The sequence below is a fragment of the Microbulbifer sp. ABE4_465 genome, assembly GCF_056160765.1.
Genome location: NZ_JBSWXV010000008.1, coordinates 93,401 through 118,030, shown reverse-complemented (window position 1 = coordinate 118,030; position 24,630 = coordinate 93,401). Strand labels below are relative to the sequence as shown.

Below are 24,630 nucleotides of genomic sequence, written 5' to 3'. Positions count from 1 at the left end.
CGATCGCCTCTTAAATTACCTGCAAATCCTGCATCAATACGTCGTAAATAGGATTACAGGTCCTGCTCGGACAGGAAGACCGGCGCCGGCGCGGCGTGCTGCACTGGCTCTTCTTCCGGCTCGTCCAGGATGCTGGCGTCAACGAAGCCTTCTTCGATTTCGCGCAGGGCGATTACGGTGGGCTTGTCGTTTTCTTCCGGCACATGCGGGTCACGGCCGCCGGTGGCGATCTGACGGGCGCGCTTGCTGCCGACAATCACCAGCTCAAAGCGGTTGTCTACGTGGTCGAGGCAATCTTCAACGGTAATACGTGCCATAAATCTTCTGTTCCAGTGTGTAAGTTCGCCCGGCTGGGCAAAATTGACGAATTCTGTTGTCTGTGCGGTCAGCGCCAGCACGGACGGGGTTGACTATTCTACCGGACCGCGCGGTGTACGCAAATCGAACAGTGCCTGTAAGTGCACCAAAAGTACGATGCGAAGGTGGCGATGCCGGGTATGGGTTTGCCAGACCTTCTGCGAGAGGGACCTCGCAGAAGAGCCCCCATGGATGGGTTCACGGCGCGTCTGGCAAACCCATACCCGGCAGCGTCACCGCCACGAAATCTGTTTAGAGCTCTACTGACTGCGCAGCAACGACTGCAGCAAGCTGGAGTGACGCTCCTGCTGTCGCACCAGCCGCTGGCGCTCCGCCACCATAATAGATCGCAGTTCGTTCAGGGCGGTGGTGAAATCGTCGTTGATGACCAGGTAATCGGTGGCCACGTAGTGGGACATCTCATCGATTGCCTGGGCCATGCGCTTGTCGATCACCGCCTGGTCGTCCTGGCCGCGGCCGGTCAGGCGCTCCAGCAGGGCCTGCTGGGACGGGGGCAGGATAAAAATGCCCACCGTTTCCGGCATCAGCTTGCGCACCTGTTCCGCGCCCTGCCAGTCGATTTCCAGAATCACATCGCGGCCGCTGGCGAGGGTTTCTTCGACCCACGCCTTGGAAGTGCCGTAGAAATTCTCGAAAACCTGGGCGTGTTCCAGAAAAGCGTTCTCGCCGAGCATGGCGATGAAGCCGTCGCGATCCACAAAATGATAGTTGATGCCGTCGATTTCACCGGGGCGCATGGGCCGGGTGGTGTGGGATACGGATACGGTGACCTGGGTGTCGGCCTCGATGAGCGCCTTTACCAGGCTGGTTTTGCCGGCGCCGGAGGGCGCGGAGACCGTATAGAGAGTACCTGTGGACACGGCGAACCTTGCTGCAAATAAATGAATGGAGTGGGGCTTGTTGGGCGGGGAGTATAACGAATGCGGATGGCAGGGTGCGAACGCAATACAGGCGACCCCGACCGGTGCTGGGGGCAAAGTGTTGGGCTTTTCCGGTCAGCCTGCCACGGGGAGGCAGGTTTTCCGAACCCGGTCGGGGGTGCCTGCGGAATCTCAACCTGCGGAACTTTGGGGAAGCCCCGAGGATACTGCGGATTCCTAGCGTTAATGACTAACGGAGGTGACTGTATCGTCTTTGTTGGTAAAAACCAACACCCACCAGACAGTTCCGCTTGCCAGACAGTACCCGGCAACCGCGGCCCAGATGGCCTCGGGCAATAGGGGCGTGGTGGCGCCGAGCAGTGCCAGCCGGCCGATTTCCCACCCGCGGGTGCGGGGCTCGCCGTCGAGGATACGACCGTTGATGACCAGGCCGATCACCAGCATCAGCACCATCAGAGCGGTGAGCCCATAGCCGAGCTCTTTGCTGAATTGCAGTAACGCCAGGGTTGCTACGGAATAGGTCAGGTGCTGGACCAGGGCGTACCAGCGCAGGCCGCGGGTGATACGGGGGTCGAAGCGGTGGAAATTATCGAGGTCGCCACTGGGAACCGGCATCGCCGCTTCCGCATCCGCCGGGCGGTAACCGGTGGCGCGGAACCAGAGGGTGAACTTATCCTTCCAGCTTTTGGTGTACACCGCGTCCAGCCACATGCGTTTGAAGTGCTGCAGGTTGGCGGCTAGGGGGTCGAAGGTATTCAGGGGTTTGCGCACGCCGTAGATACAGGGTTCCTCGTCCAGCTCCTCCTGATAGGTGCCGAACAGCCGGTCCCAGATGATCAGCACACCGCCGTAGTTGCGGTCCACGTACACCTTGTTCTGGGCGTGGTGCACCCGGTGGTTGGAGGGGGTGACCAGGATCCACTCCATCCAGCGGACCTTGGGGAATTTCTGCGTGTGTACCCAGAACTGGTAAATCAGGTCGATGGCGCCGGCGGTAATCAGCACTTCAGGGGGCATGCCGATCAGCAGCAGCGGCAGATAGAAAATCCAGCCCAGGGGCACCAGGTCGCTGGACTGGCGCAGGGCGGTGGTGAGGTTGTAGTCCTCGCTCTGGTGGTGCACCAGATGTTCCGCCCAGAAGATATTGATCTCGTGGCAGATGCGGTGCTTCCAGTAGTAGCAGAAGTCATAGGCGATTACCGCCAGCAGCAGGTGCCAGGGATTGTCCAGGGACCAGTTGATGCCGAGGCTCTGGTAAGTGGGTTCCAGCCACTGATACAGCGGGATATACAGCAGCATCAGGATGCCGACTTTCACCAGCCCCAGGATGCGGCTCAGGATGCCGGCACCGAGGCTGCCAATGGCGTCGTTCAGCCGGTACAGACCCCAGCCGCGCCAGCGGTCCAGCGCCAGCTCGATCAGCACGGCGAGAAGGAAAAAGGGAATGGCAGCGGTGACTAAACCCACGGGGACCTCGAAGATTGTCTGGCTATTGTTGTTGTGATCTTGCCAGCCATACTGCCACAGGCCGCCACCTGCACAATGTCCCCAAAGACCGGATTTCGAAATCCGTCGGGGATTTATCAGCCCCCGACGGGCGCGACATAGCCCAGCTTGTCGGACTTACCTCACCCGCACACGGAATGAAAATTCCGCCCAGGGGTCGGCACCGCCCGACTGTGCGTTCATGCGCCCTGCGGGTTTCAGTCGAATATAGCGTACCGCTGAGTCGAAGCCGTTGGCGTCCGGCACCGGCGTATAGCTCCAGTCGCTCCCGTCGGTGGAGAAGTCCAGGTGATCACTGTTGCTGTTCAGTGCGCTGAATTGCCAGTTGAGCCCACTCGCTGGGCTGCCGTCGGTAAAGGCGACCGGACCGCTGCCCGCGCCGCCCATATCCCCCACGTAGAGATCCACCTGAGCCGGTAGTGCATCGCGCAGTATCAGGCTGTCCACATCCGTGAGCCCGTCGCCACTGTTGCTCAGGCGCAGGGTGTAATGAATCACCGCGCCGGGAATTGCCTTGGGACTTGCGGTGCCGTTAACCGGGTCCGACACGGTGTTGCTGACCTTCAACACCGAAAGCACGGGCGAACCACCAACCTGAAAAGTGACCACGCGTGAGTGGGTCACCGTGCCTTCGGTGCCTTCATAGGCGGTGATACGCGCGGTCCAGTTTCCCCTCGCCGCAGCGGGCGGGATTGTGTAGGGAAATTCGTAGGTTTTGGTAGCGACGCCCGAGTCGTTAACTTCTGTCATGGCAGTCAGCGACTGTACGGTGTTTCCGTTTGCATCGGCGATTTCGATGGCAGCGCCGGTGATATCAAAACTGCCAAACGGGTCGCTCACCACAGCGCGGATAAATGCCTGTGTGCCCGCGCCATAGGAGGCCTGAGTTGTGGTGGCGGGATAGGCCGAGCTGTAGACAATTGCACTATCCACATTGATCACTGTGCTGGTATCAAAGGCCACATGGGAATCGCCAGTGCCGCAACTTGTAGAACTCAAGTATGTGTCTCGCTGCCCCTCGCCACTGGAATCGTTGGTTACCCTCATCCGGATGGCGGTGCCTGGATTCAACGTGACATCACTGGGAAGGTCGATGTTGAACATAATTGGCAGCCAGCTAAAAAGTTCTAACCCCACGGTTCGCGTTTGGCTGCCAATAGTGCCACTTGATGCGCCCACATAATCCAATTGGACGCTCACTGTGCGCGAGCGAGTGCTACCGTCGAGATAGGTGCTGCGGCGCATACACAGGGGAATCTGGATACTTCCGGCGGTTAACCTAAGAGGTGCCTGAGTTTGCGGCGTCATCGTCAGCGTGGTTGCACCCCCTTCACTCAAAGTCGTGTTTGAATTCGCTCCCGGTACAATTCGCTGCAGAGTATTGCGGTTCGCGCCGGAAATACTGGCGTAATAGGGGTAAAGCTTCTTGATGCCCTCTGACGGAGGGAAGGGAGAAGTAACAGTCACTGAAGGCGCCGTCACCTGCACGGTAGATCCGTCAACGGGGTGAATCACCACTGCGGTATTGTTGATTGTGTCACCGGGCATGGCGCCGGCGGCGATACGCGCTTCGAAGACAATTTCCGCGGAGCCGTTGGCCGGTAGGTCGATATCACGCACGTCCAGCGGCCCGGTACCGGCGGTGGAATAGTCGGTGGCACCCGCGGGCAAACTGACTACGGTGAAGTCTTCCAGCAGGGCATCGATATTGTCGGTGACACGGATACCACTGGCCGATACGCCGTCGGATTCATTGATCGTGATGGTATAGCGCAATATGTCGCCGGGATTGGCATCGCCGCCATTGATGTCCGAGACGCTTTTGCTGGAATTGGACAAATTCGCGATGGGTACTTCGGTTTCGTGGAACGTACATTGCACCGCATCCCCATACTGCAGAGTGCCGAAGTTGTAGGAAATAGTCTCCACGTTGTTCGGGAGCGGCGTGCTTGAACCCGTTGGGTTGGTACAAGTTAGCACCGTGCGATAGCGCGAGATCGCACTGCTGCTTCCGCTTGCCATCGACTGGTTGAGTGTCAGCGGGAGCGCGGCTGTGCTCGACAGGGTCGCTCCTGTAAACGGCCCCGGCCCGGTGCCGCTCGAGGTTCCCTCTGCAAGTACTGCACCGCTGTTGGTGGCGTTGATGGAGAACCGGAACTGGTCGGAGGCATCGACACGTCCGCCGGCGATCTCGGTATTGAGACGGATCGAGGCAAAGCGCACAGCGAACATGGCGCCCTGTAATCCGCTGCCGACGAGGGTAGTGGTGACCGCGGTTGGCGCGCTGGAGCCGACGATGTGGGCGCCTACCGTGCCCGAGCGCCCGGTGATCTGGACATCGCTGCTGCCGACACCTGAAATGCCCGGATAGGACGAGCCGCTGGTTGGCCCTGCCCGGTCCAGCAGTGCCCAGTTTCCCCCGTTGGTCTCAAAGCGCAGGCTTTCTCCGCCGTTCGAAGACTCCCCATCACCGGCGACAAACATATAATTGGTAACCGTGCCTCCGGCCGGTGGCGCTAGGTTGATATTGGAAATGGTCGCCGTCGTGGTGCCCCCACTGATCTGATAGAGCACAGGCCTTCCGGCTATTCCGAGGAATGCGGTATTCCCCACGGCTGCGCCGGACCAGGACGGCGTGGCAGCCGCCCTCGCCGCCGAGCCACTGACCCTCAGGTTGAAGGTCATGACGGTGCCATCGGGGAGGTTGTAGGTGAAGTTTTGCCCTGCCCCGGAGCGTGCGGCGACGTCATTGTACGAGGAAAGGTCCAGCCAGCAGTAAGTCTCCCAATCCGCAGGGCCGGTCGAGCCCTGTGCGGTTGCGTGATAACAGTTGTCTGCCACTGCCGGGTTAGCCCACAGCGTCGAAGCCAGCAGCAGGGCGAGCCCACAGAGAGCGATATAAAAACGTCGCAATCTCGCCAACAACAGCCTCGCCAACATCACTGATCCTCCGCCGCGTCACCAAAGCCGAAGCGGGTGTTCTGGTCAAACTTGAAGCGCAGCTGCAGGTACGGTCCCTGGGCTGTGTAGCGGGCGGCTTCGAAGTCCCGGTCGCGGAAGCCGCGCAGGTTCCAGCCAAGGGTGATCCAGCCATTGCGCACCGGCGACAGCCCCAGCTGCGGACCGAACGAGTACACATGGGTGCCGGCAGTCCACGAGTTCAGTGCACTCGCCTGCAGCCCTACATCCATCCATTCGTTCAGGTCAAAGCGGAACTCGGTGCCGAGCAGGTCGGTATACCCGGAGTAATCGACGCCGTCGAAATTGTCCTGCACATACTTGGCGCCGTAATAGAGGGACCACTGACTGCGCTCGTAGCGCTGGAACAGGTTGCCGTGCCGGTCTTCTGCCTGCCACTCCCGGGATACCCGGTTGAGGGCAAAATTATTGATCAGGCGCCGGCTGCGGGCATCGGCTGCGGTCAGGCCGTCAAAACCGTAGATACCCAGGTTGGTCGCCAGCGCCGGGTCCCAGATACTTTCGTAGCGGAATTCGGTGCGATTGAGCAGTGACCACTGGCTGCCGAGCGGGCGCCAGGCCCAGGACAGGTCGAGGCTCGCCAGGTCCGCTTTCACGCCGCCGTTCAGTTCCGAGCGGAATGCGTCGAGGCTGCTGGCAAAGGCCACTCCGGCGCGGGCCTGGCGCAGGAAGCTGGTAGTCATTCCGAACCGGTCGCTGCTGTCACTGCGGCGGTTTTCCAGGCGCCCGCGCCAGCCCCAGAACTCGCCGCGCCAGGTGGCGCCGGCCGTGATTGCGACAAAGTCTTCGCTGATATTGCTGAGGGATGACTGGCCGAACGGGCTCTCGCGGTTGGCCTGTGGATAAACGTTGTCTTCGCTGGTGACATCCTGCCAGTCGCCATCCAGTGAGCGGCTCGCATCCAGCCCGAAATCCAGGCGCCAGTCTTCTCCCAGCGTGGCCACCTGGGTCAGCCCCAGCTGGCTGTAATGGCGCGGTGCGAAGTCGTCTACCCGCGACTGGTTCAGGGTGGTGGTCACCCGGGTGCCGCGCAGGGGTTCTACCTGTACACCCATTCGGCTGCTTGTGGTGTTCTGTGCATCACCGTCGGTAAATTCCTGGGCTGCCAGCAGGCGGGTGTTGTCGGTCAGCGCGTAGCTGGCACCGAGCAGGTATGTATCCGGGTAGTCCGCGCTCTGACGCTGCTGGTCGTCGAGGCTGGCCTCGGCCTGCAGGGAAACATCGAGCTTGCCCTCCATCAGCTTGCGCCGTGCGGTGACCACCGCCTGGGAGGATTCCGCCTGTTCAAATACCTGTGAATTGTCGGAAACCGGCAGTTCGTCCACGATATGCTGGGCGCCGACGGCCAGGCTGCCGGCGTCATTTTCATAGCGCAGTCTGCCGCTGGCGGCGTTGCGGTTTGCGTCGTTGTCCAGGTTCTGCTGGCGGTAGGCCTCACCCTGCAGTGACCAGCCCGGGGCAAGGTACACCTGACCCTGGGCACCGGTTTTGCGCTGGCCGCTATCGCCGAGGTTCTGCTGGTTTACACCGAATTCCTGATCCTGACTTCGACTGTAGGCCAGCAGGTCAAAACGGCTGCTGTGGTGCTCCACTTCCGCAAGCCACGCGTCGCCACTGCGTGCACTGCCCTGATGTGTCCCGTCGCTCTGCGCGGACTCGAGGCGCAGCTCGCTGTCATCGGCAAAGCGCCAGCTGAGGTCGACGCCGGTGAGGTCGGTGGTGCCCGCGGCGCTGTCGTCCCGCAGCCCGCTGATACCGATATCCAGGGTGTCTTCCCAAAGGTTCAGGCCCACGCGCCCGCCGCCGTTGAACTGGCGGTTGTCACTGCCCTGGGTCTCGTATTCGGCAACAATGTATACCGGGTTGAAGTCCCCATCCCGACTGAAGATTGGTTCGCGGAAAAACAGGGTGCCGGCGGCGTAGTCGATCTCGTAATCGATAAACGGCGCCAGGCTGCGGCTGCCGAGAACCGTATCGCGATGAATGGCGTCCCGTGTTTCCAGGCGAATGCGCTCACTGTTGAGCACGATATCGGGGTAGCTGAGTTGGTAGAGGCCGGAGGTACCGTTGCCCTGAATTTCATCGCGCGCGTAATTCTGTTCGGTATCGGCGGCAAATACGCTGAATACCAGAGGGCCGTCACTGCGCTCCGCCTTGAATCCGTTCAGGGTTCGGCTGTAGCGGGACAGCTGTGTATGCACCAGACCGGTTTCATAGTCGCCGAATAGTGCATAGAACTGCCCTTTTTCCATCTTCACGTACAGCTTGTCGCGACTGGCGGCACCGTAAACCTGGGTGGTGCCGTCGCCGTACAGGGTGTAGTAGCGTGACGGATCGATGGGAGCCATCAATGTGGTGTCGCGGGGCTTGTCACTGTCGTAGGCCATGGTAAGCAGCCACTCTCCACGGACCTGGCCCTTGGCGTAGAAGCTCAGCTGGCCATCGGTATAGGTACCGGACTCCACGTCCTCGGGCAGCGGTTCCATCTGGTTTTTGATGGTGCTGTAGCCGAGTGTGCCCTCGGCGAAGCCCACGACCACCCAATCCCGCGCGGCCGGCGCAATCCAACCCTGCAGTTGCTGTTCACGCACGGAATCGACGTTGGTGCGGAAGCGGAAGTTCAGGGTAAAGGCGCCGGAGCGGGTGGTCGGCGCCAGCTCGATGCGTGCGATACCTTCATCGCCGACAACCTGATACTGGGGCTGCAGGCGGTCCATGCCCACCAGGTCCCGCTGCTGGCGGCTGTCGAGGCTCTGCCACGCCTCGTAGGGGGCGCTAATGTCGAGACTGCCGGTAATGCCGTCGCGCACCGGGTAGCCGTCGCGATCGAGAATTCGAATGGCAATTTTTGGGCGGCTCACGCCGTCGGCGACCAGTTGCGACTGATCTGCCAGCAGCACAGCGCGCGCCGGGGTATTGGCAAAATGCACCTCGCGCTCGTGCTTCCGGAGCTGGGCACCGCTGTCGTCGACAACCGTGGCGTGCAGCAGGTTGTCACCCTCCGAAAGCGGAAGTGCCCGCCATACACTGATGGCGGATCGCCCGTCGGCAGACTTTTTGATCCCTTCGTAGCTTATGGCCGGTGCGGGCTCGCCATTGATGGTGAGGTGCACTATTTCACCGATATCGTGCGCAATGACCGCGCGCAGAGCCGGTGCTCTAGGGTTGTGTCGCTCCTGGGGAAACAGGAATCCGCGCTGGCCGCTCGCGCGCGCCAGCCAGTCTGTGTCGCCACCGGCGGCGCGAACGGACGACGTGTTTGCGGGCTCCTGAGGTTGTGTCGGTTCCGGAGAGGCCGGCACGGCGGCGGAGATTGCGGTGGTGTGGTGGCCGCTGTCCCCGGAGACGGGGTCTTGCGCAAGGGTGGCGCCCTCGCCAGGTTTCCCGTCCACATTCGCGGCGCCGCAATCGAGTCGATTTTCTACCACCGGCAGGCGGATATTGGCGGCGCTGTCGGTATCGATCAGGGCGTTGATTTTGATGTTCAGCGGTTGTGTGCATCCACCGGTAGAGTCACTTACCGGCTGCTGTGATGGCGCATCGCGCCGCCAAAGCTCTTCGGTTTCAAAGGTGAAGGTGCGACGCAGGCCGGAGACGGCACTGGTGGCGTCCGCTTGTGTGCTGTTTTGCAACCGCCACAGGTACATCTCACCGTTCTGACTGGGGTCGGCGACAAGTTCACCGTCCAGCTCTGCGGTGCCCGGGACATACTGTAACTGTGAGGGAATCATTGCGGTGATGCGCAGGTTTCCGAAGCCGTGGCTGCTGGTATCGAGCTCCACGCGGTGCCGGTGCCGCCTGCGCTCACCGACCACAACCTCTCTGGTGCTTGCGCGGGAAAGGACGGTGACTTCCACGCGACGATTCTTCGCCATCTCTGCAGGCGTATCGTTGCCGGCAATTGGCCTGGATGGCCCGAGACCACCGATGGTGACGCGATCAGCGGACAGGCCGGTGGCACCGGCCAGTGCTTGTGCCACGGTGGTTGCGCGGGCGATGGACAGACCGTAATTGTCGCGGAACTTTTGCTGTGCGCGCACCGAAAGCCGCTGGGTATCGGTGTGGCCGGTAACCTCCATGGAGACCACGTCCGCTTTTTGCAGCTCGGCTTTCAGTGCTTCCAGCTGTTGCAGGGACTCTGGCAGCAGCTGGTCGTCGCCGGAGGCAAAGTTACCGTAGAAGGTATAACGGTGTGGCTGCGCCGGCTCCAGTATGGGGGTGACGGTCGGGCTTTGCGTCTGCAGACGGAGGCCCGCGCGGGCCGGTTGCAACTGGAAGTCCGCTCGCCACAGGCTGCCGCCCTGGGCGTCGACAAACTGGGAGTAGGTACTGCCGGCAAAGCGGGTATTGTCGATACAGGAGACCGGTTCCCAGCCCGCCGGGAGATTGTCGATATCCAGTTGTACCACATGGGTGCCGGGCCGGACGCCTTCGAAGTGATAGCGGCCATCGCTATCGGTAACCACGTAGGTGCCGTCGTCCAGCAGCAGGCGAACACCGGCAACCCCGTCGAGCTGCGACCAGGGTGTACCACAGGCGCCGGTAGAAACTTGTCCCACCAGAGTAAAGCGGTCGCTCATCAGTGGCTCGGTAACCAGCACCGCGGCCTGCCCCTGATTGGAGGACATGCTGCTACCGCCGGGGCTCAGGCCGCGCGCGGTCGCGCGGTTGACCGCGTCGCCGGTGGGTGCGCCGGCCACCACTTCCACCACATAGCGCACCTCAGTCTGTGCGCCCCCGGCCAGATCACCGGTGGCAATCTGCAGGGTGCGGCCATTCGCCGAGATATCCGGGTCGCCCTGGCGCTCGCCGTTTACGCTGAGAGAGCCACTGCGGTAGCGCATACCGAAAGGCAATTCGTCGGTGACCGTCACCGCGGTTGTCGGGGCGGTTACCTGACTGGTGATATTCAGGCGGTACTGCAGAAAATCACCGACCGAGGCGACTGCCTGTGATACGGATTTCTCCAGCAGCAGCGCGTCATCGCTCGGGTCCAGGGGGATATCCACCACCAGCGCGGGCCCCACCGGAACATTGAACAGGTCGCCGCGTGAGCCCGGCCCGACCTGATAGGGCGCGCCACTCGGTGAGGTGGGCATTTCGTCATCGGCCAGAATCGAAGGTGCGGTGTAGCCTCGCGGCGGAACCACTACCAGGCGGTAGTCACCGGGGGCGACATAGGGAAAGCGAAAATATGGGGAATCTGCACCCAGCACTTCGCCGGTGACCTGCTGGTGGTCGATCCGGGTCACGCCATCATCGGCAAAAACGGTTGCAGGGGTGCCGTCGGCGTTGACCAGGGAAACGGTTGCCCCGAGCACCGGGAGACCGTCCACCGCGTCGAACACGGTACCGAGCGGGTCTACTCGTACCTCGCCGCGCGCGCTTTCCCCCGCGCACATGGGGTCTTCGTAGCCGAGGGTTAAACGGGCATTAACCCCCAGTACCAGTTGGCCGTCGGCATCCCGAACCGGTATTTCGTCGATGGGTCCGTGGCTTTGAATGGCGGCACTGAACAGGCCACTATCCCGGCTGGTTTCCAGCAGGTACAGCGTTTCCCGCTCGGGGATGAGACTGCTCGGATTCAGTGCGCCGGTTTCGTAGCTGGTGTGCAGCGAAATCTCGATCGTTTCCCGCTGCTGGGGGTCGATATTGCGGTTCGCATCCTCCACCGAGATCAGGATGGGTTCACCGGCGTGATAAACGGTAGCGGGCGCACTGTTGACGGCGGAAAGTTCCAGCGCGGTTCCGTCGAACGCGGTCGCGGCTGTCAGTGGTACGCGGTTGTCCGATGTATCGAGAAACGCCCCGCCATCGAAGTATCGCGCTGCGGCACCGGAGATCTCACGCTCGCCAGGCAAGTGCTGGTAGAAATGCGCGCTGGAGGGGGTGCAGGCGGGCAGCTCCAGTCGCGTGACACTGACCGGGTTGGAATCCTGCGAGAGCGTTGCCGTGGGGTTTTTCGGGTGCAGCCAGCTGGCCTGCGCGATATTGCGAATCTGGTCGGCCTGGGCCAAAGCCTGGGGAGCAGGCAGCAGCAGGCCCAGCCACAAAAATGCTGAAGCGCATAACCAGGCAATGGGCTTGCCGGCGCTTAGGGTACGCAACGGACTTGCGTAGCCCGCCGTGGCCCGCCCTTGCGATCGCAGATCCAACTTGGGGTGCTCAATGTAAAGGGCCCCGGGTATAGATCACCCCGGGAGCCCCCATACTGGCGTCAGTTCAGGGTGACCTGGAAACTGACCCAGACACTGTTGCTGGCGCCGACGGAGGTGAAGGTTGCAGTGACCTCGCCGCCAGATTCGGAGCCCAGGGGTGTGCCATCGGTATTGGCACCACAAGTCCCACCGGTACCGGTGGCGATGGAATTGGCCACGTAGGTGGTTTGACTTGGGAAGTCATCCGTCAGGGTAACGTCGGTGGCCGCCGCGCTACCGCTATTGGTAACAACCATGCAGTACTCAACGGTCGCACCCGGGATGAATTTGGGATCAGTTGTGCCGTTGAACGGGTCTTCGATCACTTCTGAACTTTTGGCGACCGCAATGCTGGCGGACTCCAGCGCGTAGGCACCGTAGCTGCTGATTGCGGCATCGCGCGCTCCATCGGTAGCGCCTGCGATATCGCCAAACACTGTGTCTTCACCGGTGGTGTTGGCGCCACTGGTTTCGGTCAGCGCGCTGCCATCACCGTCGAGCGCCGACGCGGTCAGCTCGACGCCAAGAATATCGCTGTCGGTGGCGGTGCTGGGGACATCGACAACCACAAACACTTTGGTCTGGTTGTCATCGCTGCCGCCCGCGTCGCCGGTGAGATTGTCAACCGTGGTGGCGGTGTCGGTACCGGGGTCATAAACACCGTTGCCGTTGGTGTCCCAGAATACGGTTACGGAACTGGCGTCGATATTGTCGGTTCCGAGAGCACCCATATCCGCATTCGCGGCGTTGATCGCACTCAGGTCAAAATCCAGAGTGTCGTTCGAGGTGTTGGTCAGGGTGTAGGTGGTGACCTGTGCGGTGGCTCCGGGAACGGTAGTCACCGGGCTGTCGTCGGGGGTCAGGGTCATGCGAATGACGCGGTCGACGGTAAACACTTCGTCATTACTGTCGACTGGTGTTTGTGCCACGCCGCCTACCTGGTATTCCACGCTGGCGGTGTTGGTTACCTGGGTGCCCGCAGCGGTTCCGTCTGCAAGCGCCTGGGGGGCTAGAACTGCCATGAGCAGGCCGCCCAGGGAGGCGAGTCCGCGGGCATTTTTATTGAAGAAGTTCACTGGGATTCACTCCTGGTTTATTGATCTTCCGTGCGATGAGCAACCGATAAATATCTAAGGTGTTCTTATTTCGCTGTTTTAAAAAAGGGTTCACTGTCTACTTCAGTACTGCCCGGTAACGCACCTCACCGGAGCCGCCGGCGGGCAGATTACCGTTCAGGATCCAGCGCACCGCCGTGACATCGTCCGCCTGAGCTGGTCGGGTGGAGCCGTCGTCTGCGGTGACGGTGAGGGTTGCGAGATCCGCAAAGTTACTGCCGTCGACACTGACCTCTATGGTGGTGCCGCTCCCCTCGGCAGAATCGGCGACATAGCGCATTTGCGCGGGGACCGGATTATTCACAACCAGGTTTTGCGCCGGCTCGTCACCGGAGTTGCGGTAGCGAATCACATACACAACTTCCTGGCCCGGTGCAGCGCGTTCCAGTGCTTCCAGCTTTTTCTCCGGGGTGCCACTGGCACTGTTCACTTCCACCTCGCGGTAGGCGCGGGTTTCCAACTCCACCGCGGCCGCGAGAGGCATGGCGATGGCGAATATCAGTGCGCCCAGTGCCCGGGCAATGAGTGTTGTTTTCAAGGCAACCTCCTATGGCTGTCCGTCAGGGCTCAGTCTATTTGCACCTGGAACGTAACGGTGTGTGTTGTTGGGGGGGTAACATCCCCAAGGTTTACATCGATACGTTGCGGAGACGCAGCGGATTCAAATGTGGCCTCATCATCGCCGGATGCGTCGGTTTTTGCGGTGCTGTCGAGGGTAATGGAGCCCGCAACATAGCTGGTGTTATCGGGGATGTTGTCACTGAGTACCAGGCCGGTAATGGTGCCGGTGCCGGTAGACTCGAAGGTGAGGGTGTAGGTAATGATTGAACCCTGAACCGCACTGGTGCCACCAAAGGGATCGGCGATGCTCTGGTTCTTGGTGAATGTGGTTTCCACCTGTGCAACTAGATAGGCGTTTTGTTCGCTCACCAGGGCCGTGCTGCTGCCTACTACCGCATCGCCGCCGCCGTCGCCCTGACCGGCAAACACATAGCCCGGAACTTCCGCTCCGGCATTGGCCTGAGCGGTCACCGATTCTACGGTCAGTTCGACGAGACCAGTGTCGCCGTTACTCAGTGCGTCGGGGATATCCGAAACCAGGAATACGGTGATGGCGCCGTCGGCATCCAGGAGCGGTGCGGCTGAACTGCCCGGGGTGAACAGGGTGTCGGTACCGGGGTCATAGCTGCCATTGCCGTTGGCATCGATATAGATCTGGACGTTTTCCGGATCAAAATCATCGCCGGTCAATGCACTGTCGATGTCCAGGTCATAGTTTTCTTCACCATTACCGGTGTTGGTAACCGTAAACGAAAGGACTGCGCCAGTTTCGTCGGAAACCACGGAGACATTGCCTGAGTCATTGGAAGTCACCGTTACGTCCAGCAACTCGTCGACCTTCAGCGTGGTTGTATTGGAGTCAACGGACTGGGAGGCACCGAGGCTATTGGTAAAGCTCGCCGTAGCGGTGTTGGTAATGTCGGTACCGGCATCTGTGCCGGCCGCGAATGAAATTTGGGACAGCGACAGTGCTACGCACCCGGCGAGCCAGTTGCGGACAAAGATACCCATGGTTACCCCTTAGTGGTCTTAATAGACGTAAATGTATTTCCGAACGAATACTTATATTTGTGATTAGAGTCACAGTAATTTTTGGTTTTTCACTGCGGCAATATTGACACGATTAGGTGCGAGATTACAGGTTTCGCGGGTGTTGCGCCTCATTAAACCAATAAAGAACGGAGAATTTTTGAGCTTTGGACGCGTAATTCAACGAGTACCGGCTGAATGGCGAGTGGGCCGAGCCATTGCGGGTCGGTCCGCACTCTGTGATCCCTGCGCGCGCTGCTGCGACAGGATCAATTAAACAACCGCGAAACCAGCTCCTCGACGGCGGCCCTGTCGCCGGTGGCACGCAAATAGCTGCGCAGGCCGATCAGCTGGATTTGCAATTGCCGCGCTGCCAGAGCGGTATCGGTGCTCACGGGCAGCTCACCGTTGGTGACGGCCCTGGCCAGCGCCTGCTGAAAACGCTGCTCGGTCGCTGCCAGCAGTCTGCGGGTCTCATTCAGTAATTCTGCCTCGCCCTCTTCCAGCTCCGACAGGGATTTGGCCAGCAGGCACAGCTCGCTGGGCGCATCGTCGCCCCCCTCCAGGATCACGTGGCGCATGAAGGCGCGCAACCCGCCGATGATTGTGTCGTGTTCAGTTAAAACCTGCGACAGCTGGCCTGCCATACTGTCTGCATAAAAGTGCAGAACTTCGCTAAAAAGTCCAGATTTGCTGCCAAATGCTGCATAAATACTGCCCGGCTTCAGGTTGGTAGCCTGCTGGATATCCCGCGTGGAGGTGCCGTGATAACCCTTCTGCCAGAACAGGCGTGTAGCGCTTTCCAGCACTTCCCGGCGATCGAATTTTGCCGTGTTGGCCATGGTGCTTCACCTGGTTGATGGGTTGATCAGGCGCTCAATTTTATGGCCGGGAGCCGGTTTCGGCAAATTTGCCAGGTCTTGAACATATGCTCAAAATTGGGTAGGTTGTGCATTCTTGATCATCTGCTCAAAAATATGGGCCGCCAGTGCGGTTGCCCGAGCTGATCACTATCACTTGTCAGGTGATCTACACGCCCAGAGGCACGAGAGGTAAGAGAGGAAAAAGAGGTACGATATGTCCGACTTCAAGATTCACGATATCGAAAGCGCACCGGAAGACAGCAAGCCGCTGTTGCAGAACTCCATTGATGCGTTCGGCTCTATCCCCAACCTGCACGGGGTAATGGCAGAGGCACCGACGGCACTGAAGTCCTATCAGGTGCTGCACGAACAGTTTCTCAATACTTCCTTTTCTGCTGAGGAAAAAACCGTTGTGTGGCAGGCAATCAATGTGGAGCACGGTTGCCACTACTGTGTGCCCGCCCATAGCGCGATTGCCAAATCCATGAAAGTGGACGACGAAATCAACGAGGCTCTGCGCAATAAAACGCCCTTGCCGACGGAAAAACTGGAAGTACTGCGGGAGACAACCCTGGCGGTAGTGCGCGATCGCGGTGTGGTATCCGACGAGGTAGTAAAGCGCTTCTACGATATGGGCTACAGCCAACAACAGCTGCTGGAAATTATTGTGGGTGTCGCGCAGAAGGTGATGAGTAATTACATCAATCACTTCGCCGATACTCCGGTCGACAAGCAGTTCCAGCCGTTTGTGAAGTAATCCGTTCCTGCCGGATAAAAACCCGCTACAAAAAAGGCCGGCAAAGGCCGGCCAATCAAGGAGGGGTCGTTCTTGTGACGGCTATCAGGGGGCGGCTTCAGCCTGCAGGGTTACGCCGGAGTAGGCACTGTATCCGCGGATACTGATATACCAGGTGCCCGCCTGCGGGTTACTGAAGCTGCAGCTCTCGTTGTTGCCCCAGCGATAGGGACGGCAATCGTAGCTGCTGGTGGTGGGCTGGCTGCCAAAGCGCACATACAGGTCGCCGTCGCCGCTGCCTCCACTCATGAGCACTTCCAGTGATGCCATGCCACTGTTTACATCGAGGGTAAAGTGCTGCCAGGCGTTGGCCGCACCGGCTACGTTGGTTTCGGTCCAGCCGGTGGCGCCGCCGCTGCCGCCTTCATCAAAGCTGCCCACCAGGCTGACGCTGGAGAAGCTGCTGTAGGCGCGTACCATTACGTGATAGGTGCCTGCCTGCACATTGCTGATGGTGCAGGTCTCGTTGTTACCGTTCAGGTAGGGGCGGCACTCGTAACTGCTAGTGGTGGGCTGACTGCCGTACTGTACGTAGAGATCCGCATCGCCGCTGCCACCGGAAATCTGGAAGCTCAGATTGCTCGCACCCGCCGGGACATCCAGGGTGAAGCGCAGTTCCTGACCTGAGCTTGCAGAGAGGCCGGTCTCGGCCACGCCGTTGGTCAGCTCGCCATCGCCAGGCTGCGGGTCGCCACCGCCACCACCATTGGCCGCGTCTACTGCCGCCGCCGCGTCGACAATACCGCTGCCGCACTGGCTACAGGAACCGGGGAAGCCGCGCGCCGTATTCTTCAGGGTGGACTCAACCTCGTCCGGAGTAATTCCGCTATCAACGGCGTACAGCAGTGCCGCGGCGCCCGCCACGTGGGGAGCTGCCATGCTGGTGCCCTGGTAGAAGGCGTAGTTGTCACTGCCGGGGCCCTGAGAGCCGCTGTTGAGTGTGGAAAGTACGCCGTTGGAACTCACGGAAGTTTCGCCACCGGGCGCTGCCACATCCACCACACTGCCGTAGTTGGAGTAGTAGGCACGGCTGCCGGCGCGGTTGGTGGAGGCTACAGTGATAACCCCGTTACAGCTCGCCGGGCTGTAATTCCCGGCATTGGCATTGGAGTTACCCGCGGCCACTACCACCGTAGTGCCGAGACTGCGTGCGGTATTGATGGCATTTTGTGTGGTGGTATCGCAGCCACCGCCTCCGCCCAGGCTCAGGTTCAATACCTGCGCCGGGTTGGCGTTGGCCGGAACCCCACTGACACTGCCGCCAGCACCCCAGATAATGCCGTCGGCAATGTCTGAGGTGTAGCCGCCACAGCGGCCAAGTACGCGGATGGGTACGATTTTCGACTTGTAAGCAACGCCGGCCACACCGGTGCCGTTATTGGTAACAGCGGCAATCGTCCCGGCCACGTGGGTACCGTGCCAGCTGCTGTTGCGTGCCGGTTGTCCCGCACCACAGGCGCCCGCGGGGGACCAGTCACCCGGGTCACTGGCGTCGCTGTCACGGCCGTTACCATCCTGGGCCACAGTGGTATCGGAGATCATGTCATAGCCGGGCAGCAGGTTGGCATTGAGGTCCGCGTGCGGGCGATAGCCGGTATCGATCACGGCAACCACAACGCCCTCCCCCTGAGTCACATCCCAGGCCGCAGGCAGGTTGAGGCCGCCGGTGGCTTCAAAGTAATGCCATTGCTGGTTGTAGTTGCTGTCGTTGGGGGTTGCCATAGGTTGCATCAACCGGTCTGGCTCTGCGTATTCCACCTGCGGGTCCTGTTGCAGTCGCGCAATGATTGCGTCCAACTCCATTTTGCTTGCGCGCTTTTCCAGCTTCATCAATTGCGCACCGGTCGCCAGGCGGCGCATATGTTTGAAGCGGTGACCGGCCGTTTGCGCGATACGATCGATTGCGGTTTGGGACATGGCCATGGAGTTTGCACCGGCGAGAGTGCTTTTGTACTTCACGATGATGCGATCGGTAATCACCTCGTCCGCCGCCACAGACATGGCGGACAGTTCCGGCTCGACGGCATGGGCTGAATAGCTCGCGCCGAAGGTGGCACTCAGCAAAAGCGTCGCTGCGCCGAGGACGGCACCGGGGGAAGGTTTCAATAACGCTGATAATTTCATTGTTGCGAATTTCTCCATAATTATTTTTATCGGCGGCGCTGGGTAGAGCCGCCGTGAAAACACCGCGATACTCCTGTGCGGCAACCCGGGTTTTCCCCGCAATTTTGTTGCGGATTTATTTCCCAAGGTTTTGGTATAACGAGGAGGTTCATTGCGCCCGCAATTGAAAATGGGGACAACTCTTTGGATTTCGCGCCAAAATTAGGTCTTAATTGGTACGATCGTAACCCATTGGGGGAGGGGTGTGATGGAGGTCTCGGCGCCTGGCACCGATTTGATTTTCGGTCAGGTGTACAAGGTAATTCGAATTCAGCGCGCGGTTTGCCGCATGGTAAGCGTGAAGCCCAGCAGGCCGAATATCGGACCGGGTAGCAGCAACCAGATTGCCTGGGGTCCGCTCAACTCGAAAAGTGTGCTGACACCAGCGATTGAAATGACCGTAATGGCAAATCCAATGGAGTTCTGAATGGCCAGCGCTGCGCCGACGATTTCACCGGGACAGGCGGTGGCGGAGAGTGCAGAAAACTGCGGCGAGTCCGCAATCACCGTGGCACCCCAGATCAGCAGCAACACCGCCAACCAGAGTGCGGGTAGTCTGTCCCAGAGCAAAACGAAAAGCAGTGCGCAAGAACCTGAGGTTGCAAGTGCACCCATGGCAATCGGTGCGCTGCCAAATTTTCGCGAAAGTATCCCGCCCAAAACACAACCCAGTGCGCCAGCGGCGATAATCCCGAAGGATAGCCCGGGAATTCCCAGTGCCGGAAACTGCTCGAATAAAGCCGTGCTTGAAACCAGTAGCGGAACCATCGCCCAGAAAGCGTAAAGTTCCCACATATGGCCGAAGTAACCCCAGGCGGCGGCCCGAAATTGAGGAATACGGAAAGCCTGTACCACCGCTGGCTGGCTGAACCCGCGATGTTCCGGCTGTGGAAGAGCGGCTGAAGTGGGTTGTGGCAGGTGTGGACCATCTCCAAGGCGGTGAATGAAAGCAGCGGCAATTACTGCCAGCACCGATGAAGCACTGATGATCCACTGCCACGGCACCCCTGCACCGATTTCCCGCATGCCGTGCGGCAAGGCGGTGCCGAGGGTAAGCATTGCCACCAGTTGCGCCAGCGCCACACCGGCTCGCTGCGGCTCCCAGCTCACGATCAATTTCATGCCCATGGGGTAAATACCCGCAAGACAAACCCCGACAAAAAAACGCAACACCAATGCACTGGTCAAACCGTCCGCCAGCCAGGCAAAGCAGGCATTAAACAGCGCCCCTGCCAGTGCGCTCAGGATAAAAATCTGGCTTGCGCGAAAGCGGTCGGCGATGCCGCCGAGGGCGAGTATCAACGTGCCCAGAATAAAACCGCACTGCACGGCATTGGTCAGCCAGCCCATATCGGTAGCGCTAATCTGCCAGCTCACTGCGAGAGAATCTGCGGCACTGTTCGCGCTGAACCAGAGCGACGTGCCCAACAGTTGAGCTACGGCGATGATGGTAATTGGGCGTGAGAGTGGCATGGAGATCACATGGAAAATATAAACCGAGCGTTCAGGTCAACTGGCACCGGGCAATTTGTTTTTTGCTTCGATCCAGCGGCTCATGAATTCTTCCGCGCGATGTTCGGTTCTTCTCAGAATACGCCCCCACATATTGCGATTGCGATGCGCTTCGAGGCAGTGGGTGGTGGACTCGATGCGTTCGATAAACGCCTGCGCGTGGGATGCATGGGAAAATCCCGTATGCAGCGCCCGAGCGCTGGCTTCGCGCACCGCCAGCCAGTCTGCCTCGTGCTGGTAGATACGCGCGGCGATTTCTGCAAATTGATCCGGACCATCTGATAACGCGTAGCCCCAGGCATCCGGTGATGCCATGGATTCCGCACCGATGGGCGTGGTGATGGTGGGTGTGCCGGAAAGCCAGCCGTCGAGAATCTTTCCTTTTTGCCCCGCCCCGAATCGCAACGGGGCGAGATTCAGGCGATAGCGCGAGAGCGTTGCGAGCGCATCGTCGGTACGGCCGATAATCCGCAACCCTGCCCCAGGTTTGTGAAATTGCTGCATGGCATGATCGGCATATGCCCCGTACACATGGCACTCTACACCCGGTAGCAGCGAATGCAGCGTTGGCCAAATATCTTCGGCCAACCAGCGCACCGCGTCGCGATTGGGCGCGTGTTTAAATCCGCCGATCATCGCCATATGCTGGCGCTCGGCAAAGCCGGGCAGAGCGGAAAAGTCCGGAATTTCCCGCACCAGAAAAGGCAGGTAGTGCAGTTGCCAGTCCGGCAGGCAGAAATGTTGCTTTAGCAAATCCACTTCAACCTGCGAAATCATGATGGTGAGATCGCAGCGCGCCATGGCGGCGATTTCGCGCTCGGCACTCGCGTTGAACAGGTTTACCGGCTGGCCGCTCTTCAGCGCCTGGTGGCGCGCCTCGCGCAGGCTGTGGAAATCGCTGGTATCGAGAAGGGTGAGCGCATTCGGGCACTGCTCGCGCACCCGCCAGCCAAACTGCTCCTCCATCATAAAGCGGTCGTAAATCACCAGGGTGGGTTTCAGTGCGCGTACCCAGGTGTCAAAACTGGATTCGTTCACATCGATCCGGTGCTCGCCAAATCCGGTGCTCGCCTGGAAGGGGGTGGGCTGCGCTGGGCTACCAATTTCTATTTGATAGCCCGCCTCGTGAAGCAGCTCGAGAATATCCAGAGTGCGCCTGCCGGCAGCCGTAGAGGCGGGTTCTGGCCACTGCTTGGCGATCAGCAGCGCCACTTTCCTGTCGGCGGCATTGGGGCTTTTGCGGGACATCAGCGGATTATTCGATGTTCTGCACCTGCTCGCGCATCTGCTCGATCAGCACTTTCAGTTCCACTGCGGCCTGGGTAGTGTCGGTGACCACCGCTTTGGACGAAAGCGTATTCGCTTCCCGGTTAAACTCCTGCATCAGGAAGTCCAGGCGGCGGCCGATAGGTCCACCGTTTTTGAGCACGCGACGGGTTTCGGTGATGTGGGCTTCTAGGCGGTCGAGTTCTTCATCGACATCGGCCTTCTGCGCCAGCAGGGCAATTTCCTGCTCGATACGGTCCTTGTCGATTTCTTCCAGTAGCTCTTCCAGGCGACCTTTCAGCTTCTCGCGCTGGTTCTGAAGAATCTGCGGCAGCAGTGCACGCACGGTGGTGACCTGCTCATTGATACCTTTGATGCGCGCTTCAATGAAACCGGCGAGCTCCGCCCCTTCCCGTTCGCGGTTTTCCACAACCTGTTTGAGTGCCTGTCTGAAGCCGTCGAGAATGGCACCGGCTTGCTCTTCCGCATCGGTCTCCGCTTCCGCAATGACGCCCGGCCACTTGAGTACTTCCAGCGGGTTCAGGGGCTGGCTGTCGGGAGCGACCTGAGCGGCGGCCTTGACCAGTTCCTCCACCAGTGCCTGATTGACCTTGATACCCGCAACCTCGCCGCTGCTGGGCTTCAGGTTCAGTGTCATTTCCACCTTGCCGCGATTCAGGGATTTGCGTAGCAATTCGCGTAACTTTGGCTCCAGTGCGCGGCCGGCTTCCGGCAGGCGGAAGTGAGGCTCCAGGTAGCGATGATTGACGGAGCGCATCTCCCACACCGCAGTGCCGGTGGAATAATTGACTTCCGCGCGCCCGAAGGCGGTCATGCTGCGCACTTTGTTGTTGGCCATAATATTGCCGTACTCCGGAAATGCGTTGAGATCAGGGGTGAAAAAACAGCGGCAAAGCATAGCACAGGGTGATTGTGTGCTCAGATGGCTATAATGCCGGGCCTTGAAAGTTAACCATCACACTTTTCTTACAATTCCCGATTAATCAGAGGTGCTTTATGCAGCGACCCAGCGGCCGCAAACCGGAACAACTGCGCGATGTGCGCATCACCCGCAACTATACCCGGCATGCGGAGGGCTCGGTGCTGGTGGAATTCGGTGACACCAAAGTGCTGTGCAATGCCTCGGTGGCGGCGGAAGTGCCGCGTTTTCTGCGCGGTCAGGGCAGCGGCTGGATTACCGCTGAGTACGGCATGCTGCCACGCTCTACCGGTTCGCGCATGGGCCGGGAGGCGGCGCGCGGCAAACAGGGTGGCCGCACGGTAGAAATCCAGCGGCTGATCGGCCGGTCACTGCGCGCAGCCGTGGACCTGAAGGCCCTCGGTGAACACCAGATCACTTTGGACTGCGATGTCATCCAGGCCGACGGCGGTACCCGCACCGCGTCGATTACCGGAGCGTGCGTGGCACTGGTGGATGCCATCCGCTATATGCAGCGCGAAAAAATGATCGCCACCGATCCGCTGAAAAACATGGTGGCGGCAATTTCGGTGGGTATTTATGACGGCGCTGCGGTGCTCGATCTGGATTATCCGGAAGATTCCAATGCCGATACCGATATGAACCTGGTGATGGCGGAAGACGGCGGCATGATCGAGGTACAGGGTACCGCCGAAGGTGCGCCCTTTACCGAGCATCAGTTTGCGGAGATGCTGGCGCTGGGCAAGGCCGGTATTAAAGAGCTGGTGGAACTGCAGAAGAAGGCGCTGGCGGAATAGGTCCCCGGCGTTTACTTGCGATCGCCATACAAAAAGGGCCCGCTGGATTTCCAGCGGGCCCTTTTTGCATCTTGGTATCGCGTAACGGAAAGCTACACTTCCAGATCGTAATCCATGATCACCGGCAGGTGGCTGGAAAAATTGACGTTCTTGTTGATGGCGCCGTATTCAATCTTGTTTTTCAGGGTCTGGGACACGATCTGCATATCCGTGCGCCAGCCGTCGCCCTTGCCGGGTTCGCCGCTCGGCCACCAGGTAAACTCATCCGCGTCTTTCACCACCCGGCGGAAGGCATCGATATAGCCGATATCGTTGAACAGCTGGTCAAACCAGCGCTGTTCGTGGCGCATGAATCCGGGAGTGTCCTGATGGTCCTGCCAGTTCTGCACATCGGCGCGACGGTGTGCCATGCCCCAGTTTCCACAGAAAATAAAATCCCGGCGCTTGCGGCTTATCTTGGCCAGATGGGCTTGCATATCGTCGAAGAACTGGACTTTTACTTCCAGCGAGGCCTCATCCCTGGCAACGGGCGCCAGCAGGGAGCCAACGCTCAGGCGCTCAAAGTCTGCCTGGAGGTAGCGGCCGTACATATCCACGCCATTGGCAAAGCCCATCCCGTAAATCAGCGCTTTCGGCTGGGCACGGGTATATATGGCCACGCCATTTTCATGGGGGGTCCCGGAATCAAAGAAATAACTGTAGTAACCGTCCGGATGGAAGATGGGGTGATCCAGCTCCGGCTCCAGTGAACGGAGATCCTGGAGACAGATGATGTCTGCGTCCTGTTCCGCCAGCCAATCATAGAGTCCGCGCTGCGCAGCCTGGTGCACACCATCAACGGACAAGCTCACTATTCGCATTATTAGCCCCTTACCAGCGGACTGTGTAAAATTGCAGTCGTTATTCGTCTGAACATTTTTCGATTGCCGCTCCCCTTTCCGTGGGGACCTTCCTTCACCTTAGCCAATAGTTATCAAATTGCCATGCAGCAGTACCAGCGCGACTTTATACAACTGGCCCTGGAGCACGATGTGCTCTGTTTCGGGGATTTTACGCTGAAATCCGGGCGCCAAAGCCCCTATTTCTTTAATGCCGGCCGTTTCCACAGCGGTGCGGCGCTCGCCGCATTGGGCAATGCCTACGCGGAGGCGATAATTGCCTCTGGAGTGGAGTTTGATGTCATATTTGGGCCGGCCTACAAAGGCATCCCGCTGGGTGCGGTGACCGCGGTGGCACTGGCACAGAAAGGGGTTGATAAACCCTTCTGTTACAACCGGAAAGAGGCCAAGGACCACGGCGAGGGCGGAACCTTAGTGGGTGCGCCGCTGAAAGGCAAGGTTTTGATCATCGATGACGTGATTACGGCCGGAACAGCGGTGCGCGAAGTGATGCAGATCATTCAGGCCGAAGGTGCCGAGCCCGCGGGTGTGGTGATCGGTCTGAACCGGCAGGAGAAGGCCAACGACGATACGGATCTGTCCGCGATTCAGCTGGTTGAGCAGGAATACAGTATTCCTGTGATCGGGATTGTGGAACTGGACGATATTATTTCTTATCTTAAGTCGGAAGCTGCCAGCGACGAGTTGCTGCAGCGGATTATTGGCTATCGCCAGAAGTACGGTGTTTCCGCTGAAGGTTAGGCGGGTA

Annotated in this window: 17 protein-coding genes; 3 read left to right on the top strand and 14 right to left on the bottom strand. The window is 59.7% G+C overall.

The window, feature by feature from the left end:
* Positions 1-53: 53 nt before the first annotated feature.
* The 9 genes from rpoZ to ACXAG1_RS13390 form a co-directional block, all read right to left on the bottom strand.
* Complete coding sequence (gene rpoZ / locus ACXAG1_RS13430) at positions 54-317, bottom strand: DNA-directed RNA polymerase subunit omega (protein WP_231759024.1); 264 nt, start codon at positions 315-317, stop codon at positions 54-56.
* A gap of 300 nt (positions 318-617) precedes the next feature.
* Positions 618-1,238 carry a guanylate kinase gene (gene gmk / locus ACXAG1_RS13425; RefSeq protein ID WP_475119961.1) on the bottom strand — a complete coding sequence of 207 codons (621 nt, stop codon included), beginning with the start codon at positions 1,236-1,238 and terminating at the stop codon, positions 618-620.
* 243 nt (positions 1,239-1,481) lie between these two features.
* Positions 1,482-2,726 (bottom strand): sterol desaturase family protein, encoded by a 1,245-nt coding sequence (locus ACXAG1_RS13420; protein ID WP_475119960.1) that lies wholly within the window; start codon positions 2,724-2,726, stop codon positions 1,482-1,484.
* A gap of 156 nt (positions 2,727-2,882) precedes the next feature.
* On the bottom strand, positions 2,883-5,705 hold the full coding sequence (locus ACXAG1_RS13415; RefSeq protein WP_475119959.1) for a CshA/CshB family fibrillar adhesin-related protein: 2,823 nt from the start codon (positions 5,703-5,705) through the stop codon (positions 2,883-2,885).
* Positions 5,705-11,851, bottom strand: coding sequence for an OmpA family protein (locus ACXAG1_RS13410; RefSeq protein WP_475119958.1), 6,147 nt, complete (start codon positions 11,849-11,851; stop codon positions 5,705-5,707). The genes ACXAG1_RS13415 and ACXAG1_RS13410 overlap by 1 nt, the downstream gene beginning before the upstream one ends.
* 110 nt (positions 11,852-11,961) lie before the next feature.
* Positions 11,962-13,017 (bottom strand): hypothetical protein, encoded by a 1,056-nt coding sequence (locus tag ACXAG1_RS13405; RefSeq protein ID WP_475091234.1) that lies wholly within the window; start codon positions 13,015-13,017, stop codon positions 11,962-11,964.
* A gap of 97 nt (positions 13,018-13,114) precedes the next feature.
* The gene (locus ACXAG1_RS13400; protein WP_475091233.1) at positions 13,115-13,594 is read right to left on the bottom strand and encodes a hypothetical protein; all 480 of its coding nucleotides are present in this window, start codon (positions 13,592-13,594) and stop codon (positions 13,115-13,117) included.
* A gap of 29 nt (positions 13,595-13,623) precedes the next feature.
* A complete protein-coding gene (locus ACXAG1_RS13395) occupies positions 13,624-14,628 on the bottom strand; it encodes a hypothetical protein (protein ID WP_475091232.1) in 1,005 nt (334 codons plus the stop codon).
* Positions 14,629-14,915: 287 nt separating this feature from the next.
* Positions 14,916-15,488 (bottom strand): TetR/AcrR family transcriptional regulator, encoded by a 573-nt coding sequence (locus ACXAG1_RS13390; RefSeq protein WP_475091231.1) that lies wholly within the window; start codon positions 15,486-15,488, stop codon positions 14,916-14,918.
* A 235-nt stretch (positions 15,489-15,723) separates the two neighbouring features.
* Between ACXAG1_RS13390 and ACXAG1_RS13385 the strand changes: the two genes are divergently transcribed.
* Positions 15,724-16,266, top strand: a complete 543-nt coding sequence (locus ACXAG1_RS13385) for a carboxymuconolactone decarboxylase family protein (RefSeq protein WP_475091230.1) — start codon at positions 15,724-15,726, stop codon at positions 16,264-16,266.
* Between the two features lie 84 nt (positions 16,267-16,350).
* On the opposite strand, the gene ACXAG1_RS13380 is transcribed toward ACXAG1_RS13385, so the two are convergent.
* The 4 genes from ACXAG1_RS13380 to ACXAG1_RS13365 form a co-directional block, all read right to left on the bottom strand.
* A complete protein-coding gene (locus ACXAG1_RS13380) occupies positions 16,351-18,429 on the bottom strand; it encodes a S8 family peptidase (protein WP_475119957.1) in 2,079 nt (692 codons plus the stop codon).
* A 309-nt stretch (positions 18,430-18,738) separates the two neighbouring features.
* Complete coding sequence (locus tag ACXAG1_RS13375) at positions 18,739-19,941, bottom strand: MFS transporter (protein WP_475091228.1); 1,203 nt, start codon at positions 19,939-19,941, stop codon at positions 18,739-18,741.
* Between the two features lie 36 nt (positions 19,942-19,977).
* Entirely contained in the window at positions 19,978-21,228 is a 1,251-nt protein-coding gene (locus tag ACXAG1_RS13370) for a glycosyltransferase (protein WP_475091227.1), read from the bottom strand.
* A gap of 7 nt (positions 21,229-21,235) precedes the next feature.
* On the bottom strand, positions 21,236-22,105 hold the full coding sequence (locus ACXAG1_RS13365; protein ID WP_475119956.1) for a YicC/YloC family endoribonuclease: 870 nt from the start codon (positions 22,103-22,105) through the stop codon (positions 21,236-21,238).
* Positions 22,106-22,263: 158 nt separating this feature from the next.
* On the opposite strand from ACXAG1_RS13365, the gene rph reads away from it, so the two are divergent.
* On the top strand, positions 22,264-22,983 hold the full coding sequence (gene rph, locus ACXAG1_RS13360) for a ribonuclease PH (protein WP_475091225.1): 720 nt from the start codon (positions 22,264-22,266) through the stop codon (positions 22,981-22,983).
* Positions 22,984-23,075: 92 nt separating this feature from the next.
* On the opposite strand, the gene ACXAG1_RS13355 is transcribed toward rph, so the two are convergent.
* Positions 23,076-23,843 (bottom strand): exodeoxyribonuclease III, encoded by a 768-nt coding sequence (locus ACXAG1_RS13355; RefSeq protein WP_475091224.1) that lies wholly within the window; start codon positions 23,841-23,843, stop codon positions 23,076-23,078.
* Between the two features lie 123 nt (positions 23,844-23,966).
* On the opposite strand from ACXAG1_RS13355, the gene pyrE reads away from it, so the two are divergent.
* Positions 23,967-24,623: an orotate phosphoribosyltransferase gene (gene pyrE, locus ACXAG1_RS13350; protein WP_475091223.1), complete on the top strand. Its 657-nt coding sequence runs from the start codon at positions 23,967-23,969 to the stop codon at positions 24,621-24,623.
* Positions 24,624-24,630: the final 7 nt, after the last annotated feature.

What these genes read in the sequence shown, in the direction of transcription:
- rpoZ (WP_231759024.1), bottom strand. Translation starts at nt 317, where the DNA reads ATGGCACGTATTACCGTTGAAGATTGCCTCGACCACGTAGACAACCGC.
- ACXAG1_RS13415 (WP_475119959.1), bottom strand. Translation starts at nt 5,705, where the DNA reads ATGTTGGCGAGGCTGTTGTTGGCGAGATTGCGACGTTTTTATATCGCT.
- ACXAG1_RS13395 (WP_475091232.1), bottom strand. Translation starts at nt 14,628, where the DNA reads ATGGGTATCTTTGTCCGCAACTGGCTCGCCGGGTGCGTAGCACTGTCG.
- ACXAG1_RS13390 (WP_475091231.1), bottom strand. Translation starts at nt 15,488, where the DNA reads ATGGCCAACACGGCAAAATTCGATCGCCGGGAAGTGCTGGAAAGCGCT.
- ACXAG1_RS13385 (WP_475091230.1), top strand. Translation starts at nt 15,724, where the DNA reads ATGTCCGACTTCAAGATTCACGATATCGAAAGCGCACCGGAAGACAGC.
- ACXAG1_RS13380 (WP_475119957.1), bottom strand. Translation starts at nt 18,429, where the DNA reads ATGAAATTATCAGCGTTATTGAAACCTTCCCCCGGTGCCGTCCTCGGC.
- ACXAG1_RS13375 (WP_475091228.1), bottom strand. Translation starts at nt 19,941, where the DNA reads ATGCCACTCTCACGCCCAATTACCATCATCGCCGTAGCTCAACTGTTG.
- ACXAG1_RS13370 (WP_475091227.1), bottom strand. Translation starts at nt 21,228, where the DNA reads ATGTCCCGCAAAAGCCCCAATGCCGCCGACAGGAAAGTGGCGCTGCTG.
- ACXAG1_RS13365 (WP_475119956.1), bottom strand. Translation starts at nt 22,105, where the DNA reads ATGGCCAACAACAAAGTGCGCAGCATGACCGCCTTCGGGCGCGCGGAA.
- rph (WP_475091225.1), top strand. Translation starts at nt 22,264, where the DNA reads ATGCAGCGACCCAGCGGCCGCAAACCGGAACAACTGCGCGATGTGCGC.
- ACXAG1_RS13355 (WP_475091224.1), bottom strand. Translation starts at nt 23,843, where the DNA reads ATGCGAATAGTGAGCTTGTCCGTTGATGGTGTGCACCAGGCTGCGCAG.
- pyrE (WP_475091223.1), top strand. Translation starts at nt 23,967, where the DNA reads ATGCAGCAGTACCAGCGCGACTTTATACAACTGGCCCTGGAGCACGAT.